Genomic DNA, 19919 nt, shown 5'->3' with positions numbered 1-19919 from the left:
TTTTTGTAATATTACGGCTCATAAAGTTTAAGTAGGGGACAGATCCGAAAGAGCTTTAAAATTTTAAAGGAGCAACGATGAAAAAGATCGTGTTTTTAATTCTTGGTCTTGCTGCATTTGCATTTGGCGCTGACGGCGAGATGATCAGATCATATTCAGTTATCGCTGGCGGTATCGGCCTTGGCCTTGCAGCTCTTGGTGGTGCTATAGGTATGGGTAACACAGCTGCTGCAACTATCAGCGGAACAGCTAGAAACCCAGGTGTAGGTAGCAAACTTATGACTACAATGTTTATCGCTCTTGCGATGATCGAAGCACAAGTTATCTACGCACTTGTTATTACACTTATCGTTCTTTACGCAAACCCAATGCTTGGCTAAGCGTAAAGCTTAAATTTAGCCCCTCTTTTGGGGCTTTTGTTCTTTTTTGCGATCATGGTGGAATTGGTAGACACGCTATCTTGAGGGGGTAGTGCCATTAGGTGTGCGAGTTCGAGTCTCGCTGATCGCACCATCTTATCTCTCTTTCTAAATCAAAATCTTAAATTTCTAAGCTATAAAAAAGGAAAATTTTGTGTTAGATAAAAAACGTGCCTTAAAACAATTACAAAACGAAGCAGACGATGTTGCTATATACTCACTTCTAGAAGCTAGCGAAAAAGTCGAAGAGAACAAAAAGGTACTTCGAAAATTAATCGCAGAAGAGAGACGCCACTATGCTTTTTGTCAAAAGATAACTGGCGAGAGCAGAAGTGCAAATTTATTCAAAGTCATTTTCTATACGATACTTGTTAAAATTTTTGGCACCTCTTTTACTCTAAAATTTATGGAGTCACGCGAAGAAAATGCAGAGAAATTTTATCTTGACATAGTAGATGAATATCCTGAAGCTCGTGATATTTACGAAGAGGAGATGAACCACGAAAATAGTCTAATCTCCATGTTAAAAGACACAAAACTCGTAAATGCTGGTGGCATCGTGCTTGGCATGAATGATGCTTTAGTTGAGCTAACAGGCACACTTAGCGGCATCGCGCTTGCTTTTTCAAATACAAAATCAGTTGGCGCAACAGGCCTTATCATGGGCGTAGCAGCTGCACTCTCTATGGCTGGCTCAGCATATCTCGAGTCAAAAGAGAATCCAAGCGACGAGATCAAACCGCTTACCTACTCGCTTTACACAGGCGGTTCATACATCATAACAACGGCATTTTTAATACTTCCATTTTTCATCTTTACAAGCGGTCTTTACGCCGTCTTGTCGATGTTTTTCTTTGCGCTGGTTGCTATCATCACTTACAACTTTTATATAAGCGTGGCAAAAGAGCTTAAATTTTTACCAAGAGTGATTGAGATGTGCGTGATAACTTTTGGCGTTGCGATCATATCTTTTGGCATCGGCTTTTTAGTTAAACACTATTTTGGACTAGATATTTAATCCAAAATTTCATACCAAGTGTAGCTATCGTCCCCAAAATTCCCACTAAAAAGTGGTTTTAAATTTAGATCAAGACTCAAATTTTCACCAATTTTGAAATTTGAGCTTTGATAGATAAGTAGCCACTTTACATTTGCTAGTTTGCCCTCTTTTGCAAGTTTTAAAAACTCACCTGCTCCTTCAAACATGCTAAGACCTTTTAGATCAAGCTCTTTTTGAATGCTAACTTTGCGATCCGGCACGCTAAAAAGTGGCAATGTTTCATCAAATTTATCGCCTCTTGAGTAGATTATGACATCTGGGTTTTTGCCATTTTTTATAAGTCTGGTATCGAGCCTTGGTCGATCTGTCCGCACTGTGTTGCCACCGATTATTAACGTATCTATGACGCTTCTAAGTTTATGCACATGCGTGCGGCTAAGCTCATTTGTGATGATGCCACCACTTGCCACGCCGTTTTTACTAAGAGCTATTTTTAAAAAGCTAAATCCACCATTTTGATAAGCCAAAAATGGCTCAAGTAGCTTATCGCAGCGCTCTTTTAAAACGCCAAATTTAACTTTCACTCCAGCACTTTGAAGCAAATTTCCACCGCCACTTGCTATTTTATTTTCATCGTGGCTGCCAATTATCACATCGCTAAAGCCAAGCTCTTTTAGCAAATTTGCACAAGGTGGCGTTTTACCGTGATGCGAGCAAGGCTCAAGCGTGACATAAGCTTTTGCATTTTTTAGTAAATTTGAGTGGTTGTTTAGTATAAATTTATAGGTAAATTTTGGCTCTAAAAGGCCAAATTCGCCCTCTTTTATATTGGAGCTAAATTTAGCATTATATGCTTTTATAAAATCATCTTTAAATTTTTCACTTTTTTTGCAAAGCGCAAAGAGTATCGCTGTCGGTTCAGCGTGTAAATATCCAGCCTTTTCATGAGCTTTGCAAGATAAAATTTGCCCATTTTCATCAAGGATAAGGCATCCAACGGCTGGATTTGGGTAGGTCAGGATCTGAAATTTCCAAGCCTCGCTTAAAGCAAGACCCATGTAAAATTCGTCGTTCATCTTAGCAGACTATATTTATTTTCCTATATCTTTTATCTCATCAACAAGAGTTTTTGAGATCAAGTCGATATCGGTTGGCTCATCCTGTGCATCCCACCTAAATGCAGCAATCTCCGCCAAAACAGCTATCTCTTTAAAATAGCTATATTTTGTCGTAGAGACTGGTATAGCATAAGAGACCAATAGCCTATCTGCGTTATCATAAATTTTCACGCTGTAGCTAAAGTGAGGCTTGTTTAACGCCTTGCCACCCCAGTTAAACCATCTTTCATAATCCATTTGTATTTTTATCTTAAAGCTATTTTCGTCTCCTAAAATGCCCTGCTTTTTTAGATGTTTGTTTATAAATTCCACAAATTCATCACGAAGTTCGCTTTCATTTTTATAGTTAGGATTGTATTCGTATCTAGTTGGTTGATTTGTCAATGTCAGGTTAAAATCACTAACAATGTATTTAGCCACGCCTTTTTGTATCGGCGTTGGCTCAACATTATATTTATATCTTCCCGCGCATCCAACAAAGAAAGCACCTAAAACTATTAAAAATAGTATTTTTACAAATTTCATATTTTCTAAATTTACGACAAGCCGTCAATCTTGCCGTTGGCATCTATCCTCATATTGACCGCAGCCGGCACTTTTGGAAGTCCAGGCATTAGCATGATCTTACCGCAAACTGCGACGATAAAGCCAGCTCCAGTTCTAATGTCAAGGTCTTTTACACTAAAAGTAAAGCCCTTTGCTCTACCCAAAAGCTTCGCATCGTCACTAAATGAATACTGAGTTTTTGCGATACAAACTGGCAAATGGCTCAATTTTAGCTCTTTTATCATCTCAAGCTTTTTAAGAGCAGCCTCTTCAAAGACCACCTCGCCAGCTCCATAAATTTCCTTAGCGACCTTTTCTATTTTAGTTTTCGTATCGTCACTCATCTCGTAGGTGAAATTTATCTTGCTTGGCTTATCGCACGCCTTTAAAACTAGCTCGGCAAGCTCAAGCGCACCTTTGCCGCCTTTTAAGAAATTCTCGCAAACTGCTACTTCTACGCCAAGCTCACGGCAGTACTCTTTTACGAAATTTATCTCTTCATCAGTGTCAAAGCCAAATTTATTAAGCGCCACAACTACGTTTTGACCAAATTTGACTTTTAAATTTTCGATGTGGCCGCCAAGGTTTTCTATGCCTTTTTTAAGGGCATTCATGTCTGGTTTTGTGATCTCGTCTTTATTTGCTTCGCCGTTATATTTTAGCGATCTGATCGTGCTTACAAGCACCACAGCGCTTGGTTTAATCTCAGCAACCCTGCACTTTATATCTAAAAATTTCTCCGCGCCAAGCTCCGAGCCAAAGCCAGCTTCAGTTATGACGTAGTCAGCTAAATTTAGAGCCGTTTTTGTTGCGATGACAGAGTTGCAGCCGTGTGCGATGTTTGCAAATGGACCACCATGCACGAGTGTAGGTGTGCGCTCTAGTGTTTGAAATAAATTTGGCTTGATCGCATCTTTTAAAAGTATGCAAACAGCGTCTTGGCAACCTAGATCACGCACGTAGATAGGCTTTTTATCGCTATCGTAAGCAACCATGATGTTTGCTACGCGCTCTTTTAGATCTGATAAGCTTGTTGCTAGACAAAGTACAGCCATGATCTCGCTTGCGGCGGTGATATTAAAGCCATCTTCTCTTGGCACGCCGTCCGTTTTGCCACCCTGACCCACAGTGATAAATCTAAGCGCGCGGTCGTTCATATCCATACAGCGCTTCCATAAAATTTTCTCGATTTTTAGTGGGTTTTCTTGATAGAGGCTATTATCTATCATCGCTGAAATGAGGTTATTTGCCGAAGTTATCGCGTGAAAATCGCCAGTGAAGTGTAAATTTAGATCCTCCATAGGTGCAAGCTGCGAGTAGCCGCCACCTGCTGCTCCACCCTTTATGCCAAAAACTGGTCCCAAAGATGGCTCGCGAAGTGCTAGGCAGACCTTTTTATTAAGTGAATTTAGTGCGTCGGCTAGGCCGATCGACATAGTCGTTTTGCCTTCGCCGTATGGGGTTGGATTAGTCGCGGTGACTAAGATGAGCTTTGAGTTTGATGGCTCAAGCCTTGGAGAAATTTTAGCCTTAAATTTGCCGTAAAGCTCAAGCTCGTCTTCGTTTAAGCCTAGTTTTGCGGCAACTTTACTGATGTGTTCAAGTTTCGTTTGGTGAGTTATCTCGATGTCGCTTAGCATTTTACCACTCCAAATATGTTTTTGCTTTTTTTATCTCACTGATGTTGATCTCAAAAATTCCCTCTTCGTTTTCTACTGCGATGCTCTCTTCGTTCGCTTTTACGAGCCTTCCTGCAAATTTCTCAGCCTCGGTTTGAATTTTAACTAGCTCACCGATGCTTGATTTAAAATGAGATGGCTTGCTAAGCTTTCTCTCAAGGCCAGGCGAGCTAACCTCAAGGTTATAATCCCCGCTAACTGGCGGTGTCACGTCAAAGATAGGCGAGAGCAGACGGCTCACTTTTTCACAGTCATCAAGGCTTACTCCGCCATTTTTTGTGATATAAACTCTAAAAATAGCCCTGCCATTTTCATTTGCGATCTCGCTGTCGTAAAGCTCTACACCGCATTCGCGTACTAGTTTGTCTAAATTATCCATTTTTGTTTAAATCCTTTGAAATTTTATCAAACAACTTATCCATATGGTTTTGATACTCTAATCTATCGTCAAATTTAAAGTGAAAATTTGGACATCTATACCAGCCCTCAGCCGCCATGCAGTGGTTTTGCAAGTGCCTGCAAACACGCTTTAGATGCCCCAAAATATACTCTTGTTCGCGCTCATCAAACATCATCTTGTCAAGATAGACAAAGGCGTCATATCTGCCCTTTTTGCACTCGACGTCAGTGACGCAAAGTCCCTTTAAAATGCTATCTTCAAGAGTGGCTAGAGCCTCTGGTATGAGCTCTTTTAGCACGCTCTCTGTTCTCATACGCTTTATTTCGTTAGCGTTCATAGAGTAGCTTTCTCCTTGACTTCTTTGAAGCTTTCGATGTAGTCATTTTCTCTAATGTCGTTGAAATTTTCGATGCCAACGCCACACTCGTAACCTTTAGCAACCTCTTTTACGTCATCTTTGAAGCGTTTTAATGAGCTAACTAAGCCCTCATAAACGACCACACCTTCTCTAATAAGGCGAATTTTTGCCCCTCTGTTTATCGTGCCCTCAGTGACGATACATCCAGCGATAGTGCCAACTTTTGGCACGTGGATCACTTGGCGAACCTGAGCTTGACCAAGCTGCTCTTCTCTGATGATAGGTGACATTAGTCCGCCTAAAATCGCCTTCACGTCGTCGATTAGATTATAAATAACATTGTAAGTTTTTATCTCGACGCCGCTCTCTTTTGCCTTCTCTTTTATCTCGCCAGTTGGCCTTATGTTAAAGCCAAGGATGATACAGTCGTTACTTGCGCTTGCAAGTGCAACGTCACTTTGCGTGATGCCGCCAACACCTGAGTGGATCACATTTACTCTGATCTCGTCGTTTGCTAGTTTTTCTAGGCTCGCTTTTAATGCTTCAAGTGAGCCGCCAACGTCAGCTTTGATGATGACTGGGAGTGTCTTTAGCTCGCCCTCAGCGATCTTAGCGCTAAGCTCATCGATACTAACCTTTGTGCTCTTGCTAAGCTCTTTTTGGCGGATATATTCAGCCTTTTTCTGTGCGTATTCACGAGCTTCTTTATCAGTTTTTACGCCTATTAATGTCTCGCCAGCCTCTGCTATCTCGCTAAGACCCACTATCACGCCACATTCGCCTGGTTTTATCTCTTTTAATGGCCTACCTTGATCATCAAGCAAGCTTCTTATCTTACCGTATGCAACGCCAGCTACGACAGTGTCTCCGACATGAAGCGTGCCATTTTCAACGATGATGGTAGCTACTGGACCACGACCCTTTTGAAGTGAGCTCTCGATGACAGTAGCCTTTGCGTTTGCCTTTGGGTTTGCCTTTAGCTCCAAAAGATCAGCCTGCAAAAGCACGATCTCAAGTAGATCATCTATGCCCATGCCTGTTTTTGCAGAGATCGGCACAAATTCATACTTGCCACCCCACTCTGTTGGCATGATGTCAAGCTCAGCAAGACCGGTTTTTACTAGATCAGGATTTGCTGACTCTTTATCTATTTTATTTATTGCGATGATTATTGGCACACCAGCGGCTTTTGCGTGGCTAACTGCCTCTTTTGTCTGTGGTTTTACGCCGTCATCTGCTGCAACAACTATGATAACTATATCAGTTACACCAGCGCCTCTTGCACGCATAGCTGTAAATGCCTCGTGACCTGGAGTGTCGATAAATGTAATGTTTCTGCCATTTTTATTTACCATATAGGCACCCACGTGCTGAGTGATGCCACCAGCCTCGCCTGCTGCTACACGAGACTTTCTTATGTAGTCAAGTAGTGAGGTTTTGCCGTGGTCAACGTGACCCATAATGGTTATAACTGGCGCTCTTGGCTGGAGATTTTCATCGTCTTTTATCTCCTCTTCATAGGCTGCTACGTAGTCAAATTCTTTTTGATCGTCGATGATATTTACCTCGACATTAAACTCATCAGCCAAAATTTCTATCGCATCTTCATCCAAAAAGTCGTTTTTAGTTGTCATCATACCAAGCATAAATAGCTTACCTATGACCTCGCTTGGCTGCTTATTTAGCTTTTCAGCAAATTCATAAACACGAATTTCTTTTGGGATATTTATCGAAGTTACAGCTTCGCTATTTTGTTTATTTTCAGGCTTTTTGTGTTTTTTTCTAGCTCTTCTTTGTATGCCACCCTCGCCAAACGAATTTATCGTGTTATTGACGGTTGTCTTCATCGCACTTGGCTGTTTTGTCCTTTGCATCGGAGCTGGGGCTGGGGTTTTAAAGCTAAAATCAGGCAATACAACCACATCTTCATCTTCAAGCACGATGTCACCAAAGTCACTTCCACCAAGCAAGTCCATCTTCTCAGCGCTATCTTTTTTGCTTACAACTGTTACTTTTTTCTCTTTTTTCTTTTTTCTAGCCAAATTTTCATCGCTAGCAGAAAACATGCTCTTAAAATCGCTAATGTTAGCCACTGCCGCCTCAGCCTTTTTCTCCTCTTTTACTGGAGCTGGTGCCTCGTAATCTTTTTTCTTTTTAACTATCACAAGGCCGCGTCTTTTTTGGGTCACATCAGCCAAGCTCTCTTTTGGTTTTGGTGCTTCTGCTGGCTTTTGCTCGACCTTTATGGGCTCTTCTTTTTTAGGCTCAGCTTTAGGTTTTTCTTCTGAAATTTGCACCTCTTTTTTAGGCTCTACTTTTGCCTTTTCAGGCTTTGGCTCAGCCTTAGTAGCTGCCTTTTTAGGCTCAGTTTTAGGTTTTTCTTCTTTTTTTGCTGGCTCTTTTTCTGTCTCTTTTTTAGGCTCTTTTTTTGCCTTTGGCTCGCTCTTTTTCTTTTTAAATTTATCTGGTATTACGCCAGTTTGAACGTATTCATATATTGCTTCAGCCTCTTCAAGGCTCACAGCATTTGAGTGAGTTTTGACCTTTAGGCCTAGTTCTTGAGCTTTTTCGACTATCTCTTTACTTGGGTAGCCAAGCTCATTTGCGATCTCTGAAATCCTAACATTGCTCATTTAAGAGTATCTCCTTTAACTTCGGTGCGTCAAGTCCGAGGGCACCTTTAGTTTGTTTATCAATTATTTTTTTTAAAATTTTGTCGTCTTTTTGCAAACAGCCATCACATAGATAGAAACTGCGACCATCTCCTTTGCCGCACTCTAAATTCTTGCCTACCAAGCGGTATCTTTTTAGCAAGTTTTGAGAAAATTTAACTTTGCAAGCGACGCATGTCCTTACTGGATTATTTTTATTCATTATACCTTTTTAAACTTGTTTTTAGCTTTGCGTAATTTCGTATCCATCGTTATCAAATGAAAAAATTTCAACTCTAAAATCACTAAATTTACTCTTTAAAACATCTTGTAAATTTTTAGCATCATCTTTGTAAGCGATGTTTAAAAAGCTTGAGCCTGAGCCTGAAAGTGTGCTCATTAGCGCTCCATTTTCATAAGCTACTTTTCGGACTTCAAAAAGCTCTTTTAAAGCGCTCATTCTGCGCTCTTCGTGCATCATATCTTCGCTTGCTACCCTTAAAAGATCATATCTTTTTTCATAAAAACAAGAGGTCAAAAATGCAGCGTGAGAGAGGTTATTTACACACTCTTTCATGGTGTAGTTTTTTGGCAAAATTTGCCTTGATGATGCAGTGCTCATCGGCTTATTTGGGATGACGACGACCGCTTTTATATCATCACTTAAATTTATTTTATTTGCATAGACATTGCCATTTTTTACGACCGCGCTAATAAATCCACCGTGAACTGCTGGCGAGATATTATCTGGATGAGTTTCATAGATGATCGCTTTATTTAAAACGACGCTTTTACTAGCCTTAAAGCCAGCCATCTCATAAGCCGAAGCTATGGCGCCGACGATTACAGCTGAGCTACTGCCAAGCCCTCTTGAAAACGGGATATTGTTTTCAAAAACTATTCTGAAGTTTTCATTTTTGCCGGTTAGCTCTAAAAAAATTTCATTAAAAATGCTTAGAAAAATGTTGTTTCTTTTTAAATTTGTGCTATCACTCCCCTCGCCATTTATAGAGACTGAGCTAAATTTAGATGGCTCGATCTTTACGCTATTAAAAAGCTTTAAACTAAGTCCTAAAGCGTCAAAACCAGGACCTAAATTTGCACTTGTGGCAGGGATTAAGATATTCAAAATTTCTCCTAAACAGCTTGAATGATATAATTTGGAAGTGTATCTGAATTTAGTTTTAATTCATCTAAATTTAAAGGCAACACAAATCTCACTGGCTCAACTTTTTCAAGCGAAATTTCACCATTTTTTAGCACAAAGCTTAAATTTTTATTTGCCCTGATCGCTTGGCCTCCATTTAGACTAAAGCCACTTACTGCGTAAAATTCACAGCCCTTTGCCAAAGAAAAAGTTTTCAAGATGACGTAGGCCACCTTTAGCCCCATGAAGCTGCCTGGCGTGTTTGCGTAGATGATCTTTGTGATGTTAAATTTAGAGGATAAATTTTCTAGGATTTTTATCAGAGCTTCGCTGACATGCTCGTCAGTTGTGATCTCATCAAATTTTACGCCATCTTTATAGACTCCAACTAAAAGTGGAGTCGATAAAGAGACTACTAAAATTTCAATATTTTTTATGCAAATACCTTTTGATACTCTTTTAAAAGCTCGCCACTAAGTGTTGCGATCTCATAATTTTTCTCATCTGCCATTAAAGCAAGTGTTAGTTTGTGGTTTAGATCGTGGCTGCCAGCAAATGCTGTATAGTCACCTAATAAAGGCGCTCCAAGCAAGCTCAAATCGCCAACTGCGTCTAAAATTTTATGCCTTACAAACTCATTTTCAAATCTCAAACCTTCTGGGTTTAAAATGTGTGTATCATCGATAGCCACGGCATTATCAAGCGATGCACCAAGGGCTAAATTTTGAGCTTGTAAGCGTTGCAAGTCTTTTAAAAAGCCAAAAGTTCTAGCACGAGCTATATTTTTTACAAATGAGCTCTTGCTAAATTCAAAAACATATCTTTGCTCGCCGATAACTGGGTGGTCAAATTTGATCGTATAGTCAAATTTTGGATTTCTTGAAGGCGAAGTTCGCACAAATTTTGACCCCTCAACCACCTCGACCTCGCGGCGGACAAGGATGACTTTTTTACCAGCGTCAAGATGTCTTGTACCAGCTTCATCAAGCAACATACAAAAGCTTATTGCACTGCCGTCCATGACAGGAATTTCATTTGCATCAACTGAAATTCTAATATTATCAATGCCGTATCCATTTACAGCTGCCATTAGGTGCTCTATCGTGCTGATAAAGCCCTTTTCGTTGCCAACGACGGTTGCCATTTGCGTATTTATAACGTTTTTAGGCTCAGCTTTAAAACTAATACCAAGATCTTCGCGGTGCAAAATAATACCTGAATTTGCATCAAGAGGTTCTAGTATAAGTCTTATCGGCTCACCCTTATGAAGCCCTATACCAACGGTCTCAACGCGTCTTGCGATAGTAGTTTGTTTCAAAAATTTTCCTTATATTTTTTTGTTCGCTTATGATAGCACTAAAAAATCAAATTTGCAAATTTAATTCTTATCTATCATCGCCTTTGCGGCATCTAAGACACTTGTCACATTGTCTTTTATCCACTTTTTATCCATCCATTGTTGAGGCCTTACCTCTTCGCCTTGGACTAAAATTCCAAAGTGAAGGTGATCTCCAAGTGCAAGACCGCTCGTTCCAGTTGTGCCTATTTGATCGCCAGCAGCAACCATATCGCCCTCTTTTACCTTCGCACTTGAGCAGTGTCCGTAAAGTGAGTAAAGTCCAAATCCATGATCGATCACAATGTTTAAGCCATAAATTCCATTCTCAGACGCTAGCACAACGCGACCTGCGTTGCTGGCTATTATCGGAGCTGATGCCACGCTTGCAAAATCAATACCCATGTGCCATGACTCACTTACTTGCTCATTATTATATGTATAGAAGCGGTGATCGGCAAAATCAGCTACTTTCTTGCCATTTCTAAGTGGGTAAAATGGGATGATATTAAAGCCATTTGTGATGTCAGTATCGACGTTTGAAGTGAGTGCTGTTATCTTCTCTTCATTTGAGTTTCTTAGAGTTTCATTGACAAATTTCATCTTATCAAGCCTAGAAAGAGCGTTTGGATCTTTGGCGTATTGATCTGTTAGATCAACGATCTTTCCGTCTAAAAATCTATCATTTAAAGCAATGGTCGAAGTTTTGTATTTTACATTTTCATAAAAATATCTCACGTGAGATTTACTCTCATTACCCGCAAAGTCTCTTGCGATGACCTCGGCGCTAAAGTTTTCAACCTGCACTGGCCAAGCAACAAGTGCTGCGTAAAAGCCCTCTTTGTAAAATGGCACGGCCTTAAATTTCTTACCAAAATTTGTCTGGACATAGACCTCTTTTAGCTGATTGTCAGTCGCTCTAAAGACAACAACTGCGCTACCGCCTTTTGAGATAGAGTAAGACTGAGAAAGCACGTAAAGATCAGGCTTAGAGGTATCAAGCACGACTTCAACTTTTTTGCTTGCTTTATTACCTGTAAAAAAGCCCCATTTGCTAGTATCGACCGCTTCTATGCTCATCTCATAAGTATCTTTTTGAGCAAAAAAGCCAGTCTTTGGGAAGGTTAAATTTACATCAAGCTCAGTGCTTGGATTTTGTATGATTTGATTTAGTAAATTTAGGTCATTTTTGCCGTCATTTATGCTAATGCGCACAAATTTTATGCCGCTGTCATCTTTAAATTTGATATTCATAGGCGAGCGAAGGTTCCAATAAACCTTATCAGCAACGCCGATAATTGGCTCGTTTCGCTCAAAGTCTTTCGACATCAAAGCATATCCAAAGCCACCAGCTAATATCAAAACAAGTAAAACTACAACAATACCAAAACCGCCTATTCCACGTCTATACATATATTATTACCTTAAATTTTATTTGCGAAATTTTACATTTAATCAATAAATTTTTAGTTAATTACAAAATTTCTCTTACAGCTCTAGCTTCGCTCATCCAGTCAAAAAGTTCATCCCAACGCTCATCTTTTATGAGATCTTTGCATAAATTTAGCTCTTTTTCAAACATATTTATCGCGGCAACAACGTTGTTCTTATTTTGCTTAAAGATATCACTCCACATAAATGGCGAGCTCTTTGCGACACGTATCATACCCTTAAATGTCGGTCCGCCAAGTGCAACGATATGCCTTTTATCCTCTTCTTTTAAGATCCCGCTAGCAAGCGAAAATGCAATAGCGTGAGGCAAATGTGAGATGAGACCCACGTGATGATCATGCTCTTTTGCACTCATGAAAATGATCTTCATGCCAAGGCAAGAAAATAGCTCAACGCTTCTTTTTACATGTTTTTCTGCGCTCTCAGCAAAGTCGCAAACTATGACAGTTGCGCCTGTGTAAAGTGACTTAAAGGCAGCTTCTGGACCAGAGTACTCAGTACCTGCCATCGGATGAGCTGGGATGAAATTTTTACGAATTTTCTCTGGCACAGCTTCTATTATCTTTTGCTTTGTCGAGCCAAAGTCGATGATCGTCGTATCTTCACTAATGTCAGTTAAATTTTGCACGATGCTTACGATAGCCTCAACTGGAACAGCCAAAAAGATGATGTCACACTTCTTTTTCATCTCATCAATGCTTAAAATTTCATGCACCAGACCAAGCTCGAGTGCTTTTTTGCTGTGATTTTCATCTTTGTCATATCCGCTGACACAAGAGATCAGCTTCTCATCTTTTAGTGCAAGACCAAGCGAGCCACCCATAAGACCAAGCCCGATGATACCTATTTTCATAAAAAACCTTTAAAATTATAAAATTTAAATTTTTTAAAAATAAAATATGATATTATACGCACTTATACTAAAACTCTAGGTTAAATTTAATGAAAAAGAAATTATTTTTACTAGCACTAGCTTTAAGCGGTCTAAATGCACAAACAATTCAGTCAATAAATTTCAAAGGTCTAATCCACCTTTCGCCTGATGTAGCCACGCAGATAATGGGGCTAAAAGTCGGTCAAGAGCTAACACCAAAGCTTAGCGACAAGGCTATCACAAATTTATACAAGCAAAATTATTTTGATGATATCTACATAGAAGATACAGGTAATGGCAATCTTTTAGTAAAAGTAAAAGAGAAGCCAAGTGTAGCTAGAGTCGATCTAAAGGGCGTTGTGACAAACGACAAAACTGCGATCGAGTCGCTAATCAACATCAAACCTGGCAATATGTATGATGAGCTAACTATCGAAAAAACAAAAGAGAGAATTCGCCAGTACTACGAGTCAAAGGGCTACTTTGACACAGTTGTAGATGTAGAAAAACAGCCAGTTGCAGACAACGACAGCTCACTTTTCATCACTTTAAACATAAACCGCGGCGAGAATATGGTAATCAAAAAGGTAAATTTAGTCGGCGCAAAAGAGTTTGACTATGACGATATCGAGCCAGTAGTTGCAAACAAAAGTAGAGAATTTATGGGCTGGCTTTGGGGCAGAAACGATGGTAAAGTTAAACTTTTCGAGCTTGAAAACGACCCAGCAAGGATTCAAGATAAGTATTTTCAGAAAGGCTATTTAGACGCGACTGTTTCGTCACCTTACCTAAATGCGTCATTTGATAACTACACAGCCGATCTTACATACTACATCCACGAGGGCGAGCCTTATAAGGTTTCAAATGTAAGTATCACAGCACCTGAAGAGCTAGGACTTGATACTAAAAAGATCATAGATGACTTTAGACTTGAAGCTGGCGATACGATGAACTCAGCAAGACTTCGCCAAGATATGAAAAAGCTTGATGATATGGTCGCTGACAAGGGCTATGCATTTGTCAAAGTCTATCCAAAGACTGATAAATTTGATGAAAATAAAACAGTTGATATCGACTACGAAGTTGATCCTGGCGAAAAAGTATATATAAGAAACGTTCAAATTTCTGGAAACGATAGAACAGTTGATCGTGTCGTAAGACGTGAGCTATATCTAACTGAAGGAAATTTATATAGTAGAACCGACCTTCAAGACTCAAAAGATGCATTAAAAAGAACAAGCTACTTTGACGATGTCGAGATAGAAGAGGACCCGGTTGATAAAAATACAGTCGATCTAAAAGTAAAAGTAAAAGAGGCCTCAACTGGCTCGATAAGTGGCGGTATCGGATACGGAAGTAGCGATGGCTTGCTACTTAACGCTGCACTTTCTGATACAAACATCTTTGGCTCTGGTCTTCAAGGACAAGTAAGTGTAGATAAGAGTGATAGAGAGCTTTCAGGTCAGATAAGTCTTACAAATCCAAGAATTTTTGACTCAGAGTATAGCCTTGGCGGAACACTCTATGCAAACGACTATGACTGGAGAACATATAAAGAGAGAAGCTACGGCTTTAGCACAACGCTTGGTAGAAAATTAACCAGAAATTTAAGTGCATCACTTACTTATAACATCGAGCAAAGTAAAGTTACTCTAAAAGATGATGAGCTAAGAGATATAAATAGATACACAGGCAAAGAAATTTATAGAGAAGGCAAGGCTATAAAAAGCGCTATAACTCCAGCTTTAACATATAATAGCACCGATGATTACTACTTGCCAAGACGCGGTATCATAGCTAGCACATCATTTGAGATAGCAGGACTTGGTGGTGATATGGATTTTGTTAAAAACCGCACAAATTTCAACTACTATCTAGGTCTTAGAGAGTACATCGACTACGATCTTATCTTAAGATATAAAGCAAGCTTTGGCAAAATTTGGGAGAGAGGCTATACTCCTATCAACGAAAGACTTTACCTTGGTGGTATAAGAAGCTTACGTGGTTACGAGAGCAGAACCGTATCTCCAAAAGTAAAATATAATGGCGACTACTATGAATACGGCGGCGAAACATCATTTAACAACTCAGTTGAGATGAGCTTCCCTATAATAGACCGCGTAAAAATGCGTGGCGTTGTATTTTATGACTACGGTATGATCGGCGAAAATAGCCTAAATGAGATCAAAAGATCATCAGTTGGTACAGGTATCGAGTGGATAACACCTATCGGACCACTTCAACTAATCTTCGCAAAAGCTCTTAAACCTAAAGAGGGCGATGATACAAATACATTTGAATTTACTATCGGAAGACGCTTCTAATAAGATACTTTTAAGGGGCTAGTTTGCCCCTTAAATCCCCCGCAAACAAACAAACTTTAAGTCATATAAGAAAAAGCAAGGCTAACATTAGATATAATCCCACAATTTTTAATATAAGTGGGTAAAAAGATGAATTTCTCAGACATTTTTTCAAAGATAAGAAAAGCTCAACCTCGTCCAGAAGAAGCACCTACACACTGGGTAAAATGCGACAACTGTCACTCACTGATGTATTACAAAGAAGTTGAAGCTTGTTTTAATGTATGCCCAAAATGCGGCTACCACATGAGATTAAAAGCTGATGATCGCATAAATTTGATCTGCGATGAAGGTAGCTTTGTAGAATTTGACGCAAATTTAAAACCAGTAGATCCTTTAAATTTTGTCGATAAAAAATCATATAAAAAAAGAATCACAGAAAATAAAGAAAAAACAGGGCGCACAAGCTCAGTGATATGTGGCGAAGGCAAATGCAACGGACAAGAGATCCAGCTAGTTGTTTTTGACTTTAGCTTTATGGGCGGCTCACTAGCTTCAGTTGAGGGCGAAAAGATCGTAAGAGCGATAAAACGCGCGATCGAAAAACGACAAGCCTTAATCATCGTAAGCGCATCTGGCGGCGCTAGAATGCAAGAGAGCACATTTTCTTTGATGCAGATGTCAAAGACTTCAGCGGCTCTAAAACTTCTTGATGAAGCAAGGCTACCATACATTTCTATCCTTACAGATCCTACGATGGGTGGCGTTAGTGCATCATTTGCATGGCTTGGAGATCTAATAATCGCTGAACCTGGCGCGCTAATAGGCTTTGCAGGACAAAGGGTCATCAAACAAACCATAGGCGCTGATCTCCCAGAGGGCTTTCAAAGGGCTGAATTTTTGCTTGAGCATGGCCTTATAGATGATATCGTGCCAAGAAGCGAGCACAAAAAATATCTAAGCGATATGGTTAAATTTCTTACAAATAGCAAAGCTATGATCTCTAAAAGCGAAGTGACAACTGGAAACGAAGCTGGCTTTGAGCTAAAGCTAAAAACCAAAGGGTAAGTTTGGAAATTTCGGTTTTTAGCATTCAAAAATCATCGCGTGACAACTTTGAAAACGAGATACAAGAATATATAAAAATGAGTGCAAAATTTGCCAAGATAAACGACAAAATCATATTTAATGAAAAGATAGCAAAGGCTCAAAGCAGCGGTAGAAGCGATGCGCTAAGAGCTTATGATGAAATTTACGAGCCAAATTTAAAAGGCTTTTGCGTGATGCTTGATGAAAATGGCTCACAGCTTGACAGCCAAGAATTTGCTCAAATTTTAAACTCAAATTCACAGATCAATTTTTTCATAGGTGGAGCTTATGGGCTTAGCCAAAATTTAAAAAACAAGGCACAAAAAGTCGTAAGCTTAAGCAAGATGACTATGGCGCACAAAGTCGCCAAGCTCGTACTTTTTGAGCAAATTTTTAGAGGGCTTTGTATAAATGCAAACCACCCATATCACAAATAAAGGAATATAAAATGACTCAAAACGAGCTAAATTTTTTCAAAAAGCTACTTGAAGATAGAAAGCTACAAATCAAAAAAAATATTTATGACTCATCAGTTGAAGTAAGCGGCCTAAGAGATAGTGGCGTAAGCGATGAATTTGACATCGCTTCAGTAAATACTGACCAACTTATAGAGCAGTCTATATCAACCCAGCAAAGAGCCGAGCTTCACGAGATCGACGAGGCCCTTGAAAAGATAGCAAACAAGACTTATGGAATTTGTGACATGTGCGAAGAGGAGATCGGCATCCCTCGCCTAAAAGTAAAACCGCATGCAAAATACTGCATAGCTTGTCGTGAGATAATAGAAAAAACAGCAAAAAACTAAGGAGAAAATATGAAAACCAGAAAATTTCTCGTCTACTGCATCATCTACACAGCAGTTGTTGCAGGACTTACCTATTCTCTTAATAGTTCAGACTTCACCTTTGAGCTCTTAGGTCAAGCCATAACCTTGCCAGTAGCTGTCTGGGTGGCACTTCCAGTAGCCCTTTTGGCGCTCCTCGCCCTACTTCACATCGCATATCATGGATACGCCTTTTATAGATATAAAAAATGGATAAAAAAAGATAGCCAGCTCTACAAAGACCTTGCAAAAGAGACGCTTCTTGGCTTTGAGAGCAACAAAGACTTTAAAACCGACACTTACAAGATCGCCTCGCAGCTCACTCGCTCTATCTCTCCAGTAGGCGAGCTTAAAGATGTTGGCGTTGATGACGGTGAGATAAACAACATCTTACAAACCATAAAAAGCATAAAAAACAAAGAGATCGTCGATCTAAAGAAATTTAGGCTAGCAAAAGATAGCAAGCTAAACATCCTAAATGAGCTAAACAAGATCGAGCAGCTGCCTACTTACTATCTTGACGTGCTTAAAAACCAAGAGCAAAACGAGAGCCTTAAAAAGGCAGCCTTTGATAAGCTCATAAAAACAGCTTCATTTAGTGAGATCAAAAAAATCGATCCAGAGCTAGCAAGCGAAGATATAATGACCATTATCACGCGTTTTGTAAATGATGAGATCGACCTAAGCAGCGATGAAATTTTTGGTCTTCTAAACAATGCAAAAGTGACAAAAGCACAATACGACAAAGCAGCCATAATGCTTAAAAACAAGCTAAAACCAGATGCGTTTATCGGCATTTTTGAAAAGCTAAAAAGCATCCATGCTGACGCTGATGAGGCCTACGTATATGCGTTATTTGAGCTTCAGATGCTTGATAAAGTAAGAGAGGCTATCGAGGGTAGCGACCCTGATGAGTTTAAAGAGATAAAGGTTTTACTATTTTTACGAGATAACGGTAAAATGGTGCCTAGCTCGCTATTTTTTAAATGATAGACTTTAGTAAAAAGCCACTTTTCTTAGCGCCACTTGCTGGCTTTTCTGACCTGCCACTAAGGAGTGTCGTCAAGAAATTTGGCTGCGACGTCACTGTTAGCGAGATGATCAGCGCAAATGCCCTGGTCTATGAGAGCAGTGACAAAACTCTTGAAATGCTTAAAAAATCCCCAAACGAAGAGCCCTACGTCGTCCAGATAGCTGGCAGTGATATAGAAAATATAAAAAAAGCCGTGCAGATAATCAATAAATTTGATGGAATTTATGGGCTTGATCTAAACTGCGGCTGCCCTGTGCCAAAGGTCGTTAGACAAGGCGCGGGATCGGCTTTACTAAACGATCTTGACAAACTTCAAAGCATCATCTCAGCCATAAAAAGCGTCTCAAACAAAGAGAGCCTAAGCGTTAAATTTAGACTTGGCTTTAACGGCAAAAACGAAGAGAAAATCGCAAAAGCCTGCGAAGAAGCCGGCGCAGACTACATCGCAGTGCATGGTCGCACCAGAGCTGGCGGATACAGCGCAAAGGTTGATTACGAAGCGATCGCTAGAGTAAAGGCAAGCGTGAAAATCCCAGTCGTTGCAAATGGCGATATAAACGCACAAAATGCAGATGAAATTTTAAATTTCACAAAATGCGACGCCCTAATGATCGGCAGAGCAAGCATAGGTAGCCCTTGGATATTTCACGAGATAAAGAGCAAAACTAGCGTAGATAAGGCGTTAAAACAAAAGATCATCCTAGCTCACTTTGATGCGATGATCGAGCACTACGGCGAGCACGGACTTTGTATATTTAGAAAGCACCTCCACCAATACAGCAAGGGCATTGACGGCGCAACAACCTTTAGAAACGATGTAAATTTCATCAAAGATATGGCAGCGATGAGAGAGTGCATAAGGGAGTTTTTTGCCTAGATGCAAGGCTACATCCTGCGCGTGCAAAAGGTCAGAGACGAGGACCTTTTAGTCTTTGTGCTAACGCCAAATTTGCTCGTAAAGTCATATAGATTTTTTGGCGCTCGCCACTCAAACATCATGACTGGCTACAAGATCGACTTTGAGCTCGAGCAAGAGGCGAAATTTCTACCAAAGCTTAGAAGCATACTTCATCTTGGCTTTAAATGGCTGCTAGAGCGTGACAAGCTCATCATTTGGCAGCAGTTCATGCGCCTACTTTATGATCATCTAAAAGAGGTCGAGCAACTCGATGAAATTTACTTTAACGAGCTTGATCGCTGCGCCAAACAGATGCAGCTACAAAATCCAAAACGCCTTATCATCGAAAGCTACGTCAAAATTTTAGAGTTTGAAGGCAGGCTTCACAGCGAGCTTGAGTGCTTTATATGCGACGAGGAGATAGAAAGCGAGCTTTGCTTAACTCGTGGCTTTTTGCCCTCTCATAAGCACTGCCTTGATAGGAGCGAATTTGACGCTAGCAAGATCAAAAATTTATTTGATACAAAAAGCACGATCGAGCTAAATGACGATGAGATAAACCGCCTTTATAAAATTTTACTTGACGGGCTTTAGGCTTTGACTTTGGTCCTCTCATCAAATTCTTTTAAAACGTCCATTATCTTACTTGCTAGCCCCTCAAACGTTTGATCTTTTTTTAGCTCTAAATTTCTAAGCTTTAAAATCCTGGCTAGTATATCTTTTAGATCTTTCTTGCCAGGTATCTCGTTGTAATAAAATAGAAGTTTGTGCTCTTATTGCCAGTGTTTAAATC

21 protein-coding genes and 1 tRNA gene are annotated in these 19919 nt (G+C 39.9%); 10 read left to right on the top strand and 12 right to left on the bottom strand.

From position 1 onward, the window contains the following. Positions 1–77 precede the first annotated feature (77 nt). From CYO89_RS04840 to CYO89_RS04830, 3 genes are all read left to right on the top strand, one after another. Positions 78–380: a F0F1 ATP synthase subunit C gene (locus CYO89_RS04840; RefSeq protein WP_004317263.1), complete on the top strand. Its 303-nt coding sequence runs from the start codon at positions 78–80 to the stop codon at positions 378–380. Positions 381–428: 48 nt separating this feature from the next. Beyond that, positions 429–513 (top strand) — tRNA-Leu (locus CYO89_RS04835). A 60-nt stretch (positions 514–573) separates the two neighbouring features. After that, the gene (locus CYO89_RS04830; protein ID WP_103597324.1) at positions 574–1437 is read left to right on the top strand and encodes a VIT1/CCC1 transporter family protein; all 864 of its coding nucleotides are present in this window, start codon (positions 574–576) and stop codon (positions 1435–1437) included. Here the strand turns inward: CYO89_RS04830 and ribD are convergent. The 12 genes from ribD to CYO89_RS04770 all read right to left on the bottom strand — a co-directional run bounded on the left by ribD (position 1434) and on the right by CYO89_RS04770 (position 12959). Beyond that, positions 1434–2495, bottom strand: coding sequence for a bifunctional diaminohydroxyphosphoribosylaminopyrimidine deaminase/5-amino-6-(5-phosphoribosylamino)uracil reductase RibD (ribD, locus tag CYO89_RS04825; RefSeq protein ID WP_103597323.1), 1062 nt, complete (start codon positions 2493–2495; stop codon positions 1434–1436). The genes CYO89_RS04830 and ribD overlap by 4 nt on opposite strands. Before the next feature lie 15 nt (positions 2496–2510). Beyond that, a complete protein-coding gene (locus CYO89_RS04820; protein ID WP_103597322.1) occupies positions 2511–3062 on the bottom strand; it encodes a hypothetical protein in 552 nt (183 codons plus the stop codon). A gap of 11 nt (positions 3063–3073) precedes the next feature. Beyond that, the gene (locus CYO89_RS04815) at positions 3074–4723 is read right to left on the bottom strand and encodes a formate--tetrahydrofolate ligase (protein WP_103597321.1); all 1650 of its coding nucleotides are present in this window, start codon (positions 4721–4723) and stop codon (positions 3074–3076) included. A 1-nt stretch (position 4724) separates the two neighbouring features. Continuing rightward, entirely contained in the window at positions 4725–5141 is a 417-nt protein-coding gene (rimP, locus tag CYO89_RS04810; protein WP_103597320.1) for a ribosome maturation factor RimP, read from the bottom strand. Continuing rightward, on the bottom strand, positions 5134–5499 hold the full coding sequence (gene rbfA, locus CYO89_RS04805) for a 30S ribosome-binding factor RbfA (RefSeq protein WP_004317240.1): 366 nt from the start codon (positions 5497–5499) through the stop codon (positions 5134–5136). The genes rimP and rbfA overlap by 8 nt, the downstream gene beginning before the upstream one ends. Then, a complete protein-coding gene (gene infB, locus CYO89_RS04800) occupies positions 5496–8153 on the bottom strand; it encodes a translation initiation factor IF-2 (RefSeq protein WP_103597319.1) in 2658 nt (885 codons plus the stop codon). Before infB ends, rbfA begins: the two co-directional genes overlap by 4 nt. Then, positions 8140–8394 carry a hypothetical protein gene (locus tag CYO89_RS04795; protein WP_004317260.1) on the bottom strand — a complete coding sequence of 85 codons (255 nt, stop codon included), beginning with the start codon at positions 8392–8394 and terminating at the stop codon, positions 8140–8142. Before CYO89_RS04795 ends, infB begins: the two co-directional genes overlap by 14 nt. 21 nt (positions 8395–8415) lie before the next feature. Then, positions 8416–9300, bottom strand: coding sequence for a homoserine kinase (gene thrB, locus CYO89_RS04790; protein ID WP_103576128.1), 885 nt, complete (start codon positions 9298–9300; stop codon positions 8416–8418). An 8-nt stretch (positions 9301–9308) separates the two neighbouring features. Further along, the gene (locus CYO89_RS04785; protein WP_087582679.1) at positions 9309–9671 is read right to left on the bottom strand and encodes a glycoprotease; all 363 of its coding nucleotides are present in this window, start codon (positions 9669–9671) and stop codon (positions 9309–9311) included. 80 nt (positions 9672–9751) lie between these two features. Next, complete coding sequence (gene lpxC, locus CYO89_RS04780; protein ID WP_103597318.1) at positions 9752–10636, bottom strand: UDP-3-O-acyl-N-acetylglucosamine deacetylase; 885 nt, start codon at positions 10634–10636, stop codon at positions 9752–9754. A 60-nt stretch (positions 10637–10696) separates the two neighbouring features. Beyond that, entirely contained in the window at positions 10697–12067 is a 1371-nt protein-coding gene (locus CYO89_RS04775) for a M23 family metallopeptidase (protein ID WP_103567586.1), read from the bottom strand. Between the two features lie 61 nt (positions 12068–12128). Continuing rightward, positions 12129–12959 carry a prephenate dehydrogenase gene (locus tag CYO89_RS04770; RefSeq protein WP_009294324.1) on the bottom strand — a complete coding sequence of 277 codons (831 nt, stop codon included), beginning with the start codon at positions 12957–12959 and terminating at the stop codon, positions 12129–12131. Positions 12960–13048: 89 nt separating this feature from the next. On the opposite strand from CYO89_RS04770, the gene bamA reads away from it, so the two are divergent. From bamA to recO, 7 genes are all read left to right on the top strand, one after another. Beyond that, positions 13049–15304 (top strand): outer membrane protein assembly factor BamA, encoded by a 2256-nt coding sequence (bamA, locus tag CYO89_RS04765; protein ID WP_103597317.1) that lies wholly within the window; start codon positions 13049–13051, stop codon positions 15302–15304. Between the two features lie 129 nt (positions 15305–15433). Then, positions 15434–16351 (top strand): acetyl-CoA carboxylase, carboxyltransferase subunit beta, encoded by a 918-nt coding sequence (gene accD / locus CYO89_RS04760; RefSeq protein WP_103597316.1) that lies wholly within the window; start codon positions 15434–15436, stop codon positions 16349–16351. Positions 16352–16353: 2 nt separating this feature from the next. Continuing rightward, positions 16354–16809, top strand: a complete 456-nt coding sequence (locus CYO89_RS04755; protein WP_009294328.1) for a 23S rRNA (pseudouridine(1915)-N(3))-methyltransferase RlmH — start codon at positions 16354–16356, stop codon at positions 16807–16809. Positions 16810–16820: 11 nt separating this feature from the next. Then, positions 16821–17177 (top strand): RNA polymerase-binding protein DksA, encoded by a 357-nt coding sequence (dksA, locus tag CYO89_RS04750; RefSeq protein WP_103597315.1) that lies wholly within the window; start codon positions 16821–16823, stop codon positions 17175–17177. A 9-nt stretch (positions 17178–17186) separates the two neighbouring features. After that, complete coding sequence (locus CYO89_RS04745) at positions 17187–18185, top strand: hypothetical protein (protein WP_009294330.1); 999 nt, start codon at positions 17187–17189, stop codon at positions 18183–18185. After that, positions 18182–19105 (top strand): tRNA dihydrouridine synthase, encoded by a 924-nt coding sequence (locus CYO89_RS04740; RefSeq protein ID WP_103597314.1) that lies wholly within the window; start codon positions 18182–18184, stop codon positions 19103–19105. The genes CYO89_RS04745 and CYO89_RS04740 overlap by 4 nt, the downstream gene beginning before the upstream one ends. After that, entirely contained in the window at positions 19106–19720 is a 615-nt protein-coding gene (gene recO / locus CYO89_RS04735) for a recombination protein RecO (RefSeq protein WP_012001347.1), read from the top strand. The last annotated feature ends 199 nt before the right edge of the window (positions 19721–19919 follow it).

Source organism: Campylobacter concisus (genome assembly GCF_002913765.1).
Lineage (GTDB): Bacteria > Campylobacterota > Campylobacteria > Campylobacterales > Campylobacteraceae > Campylobacter_A > Campylobacter_A concisus_BB.
The sequence above is the reverse complement of the archived record's forward strand: the minus strand, read 5'-3'. Positions and strand labels throughout refer to the sequence as shown.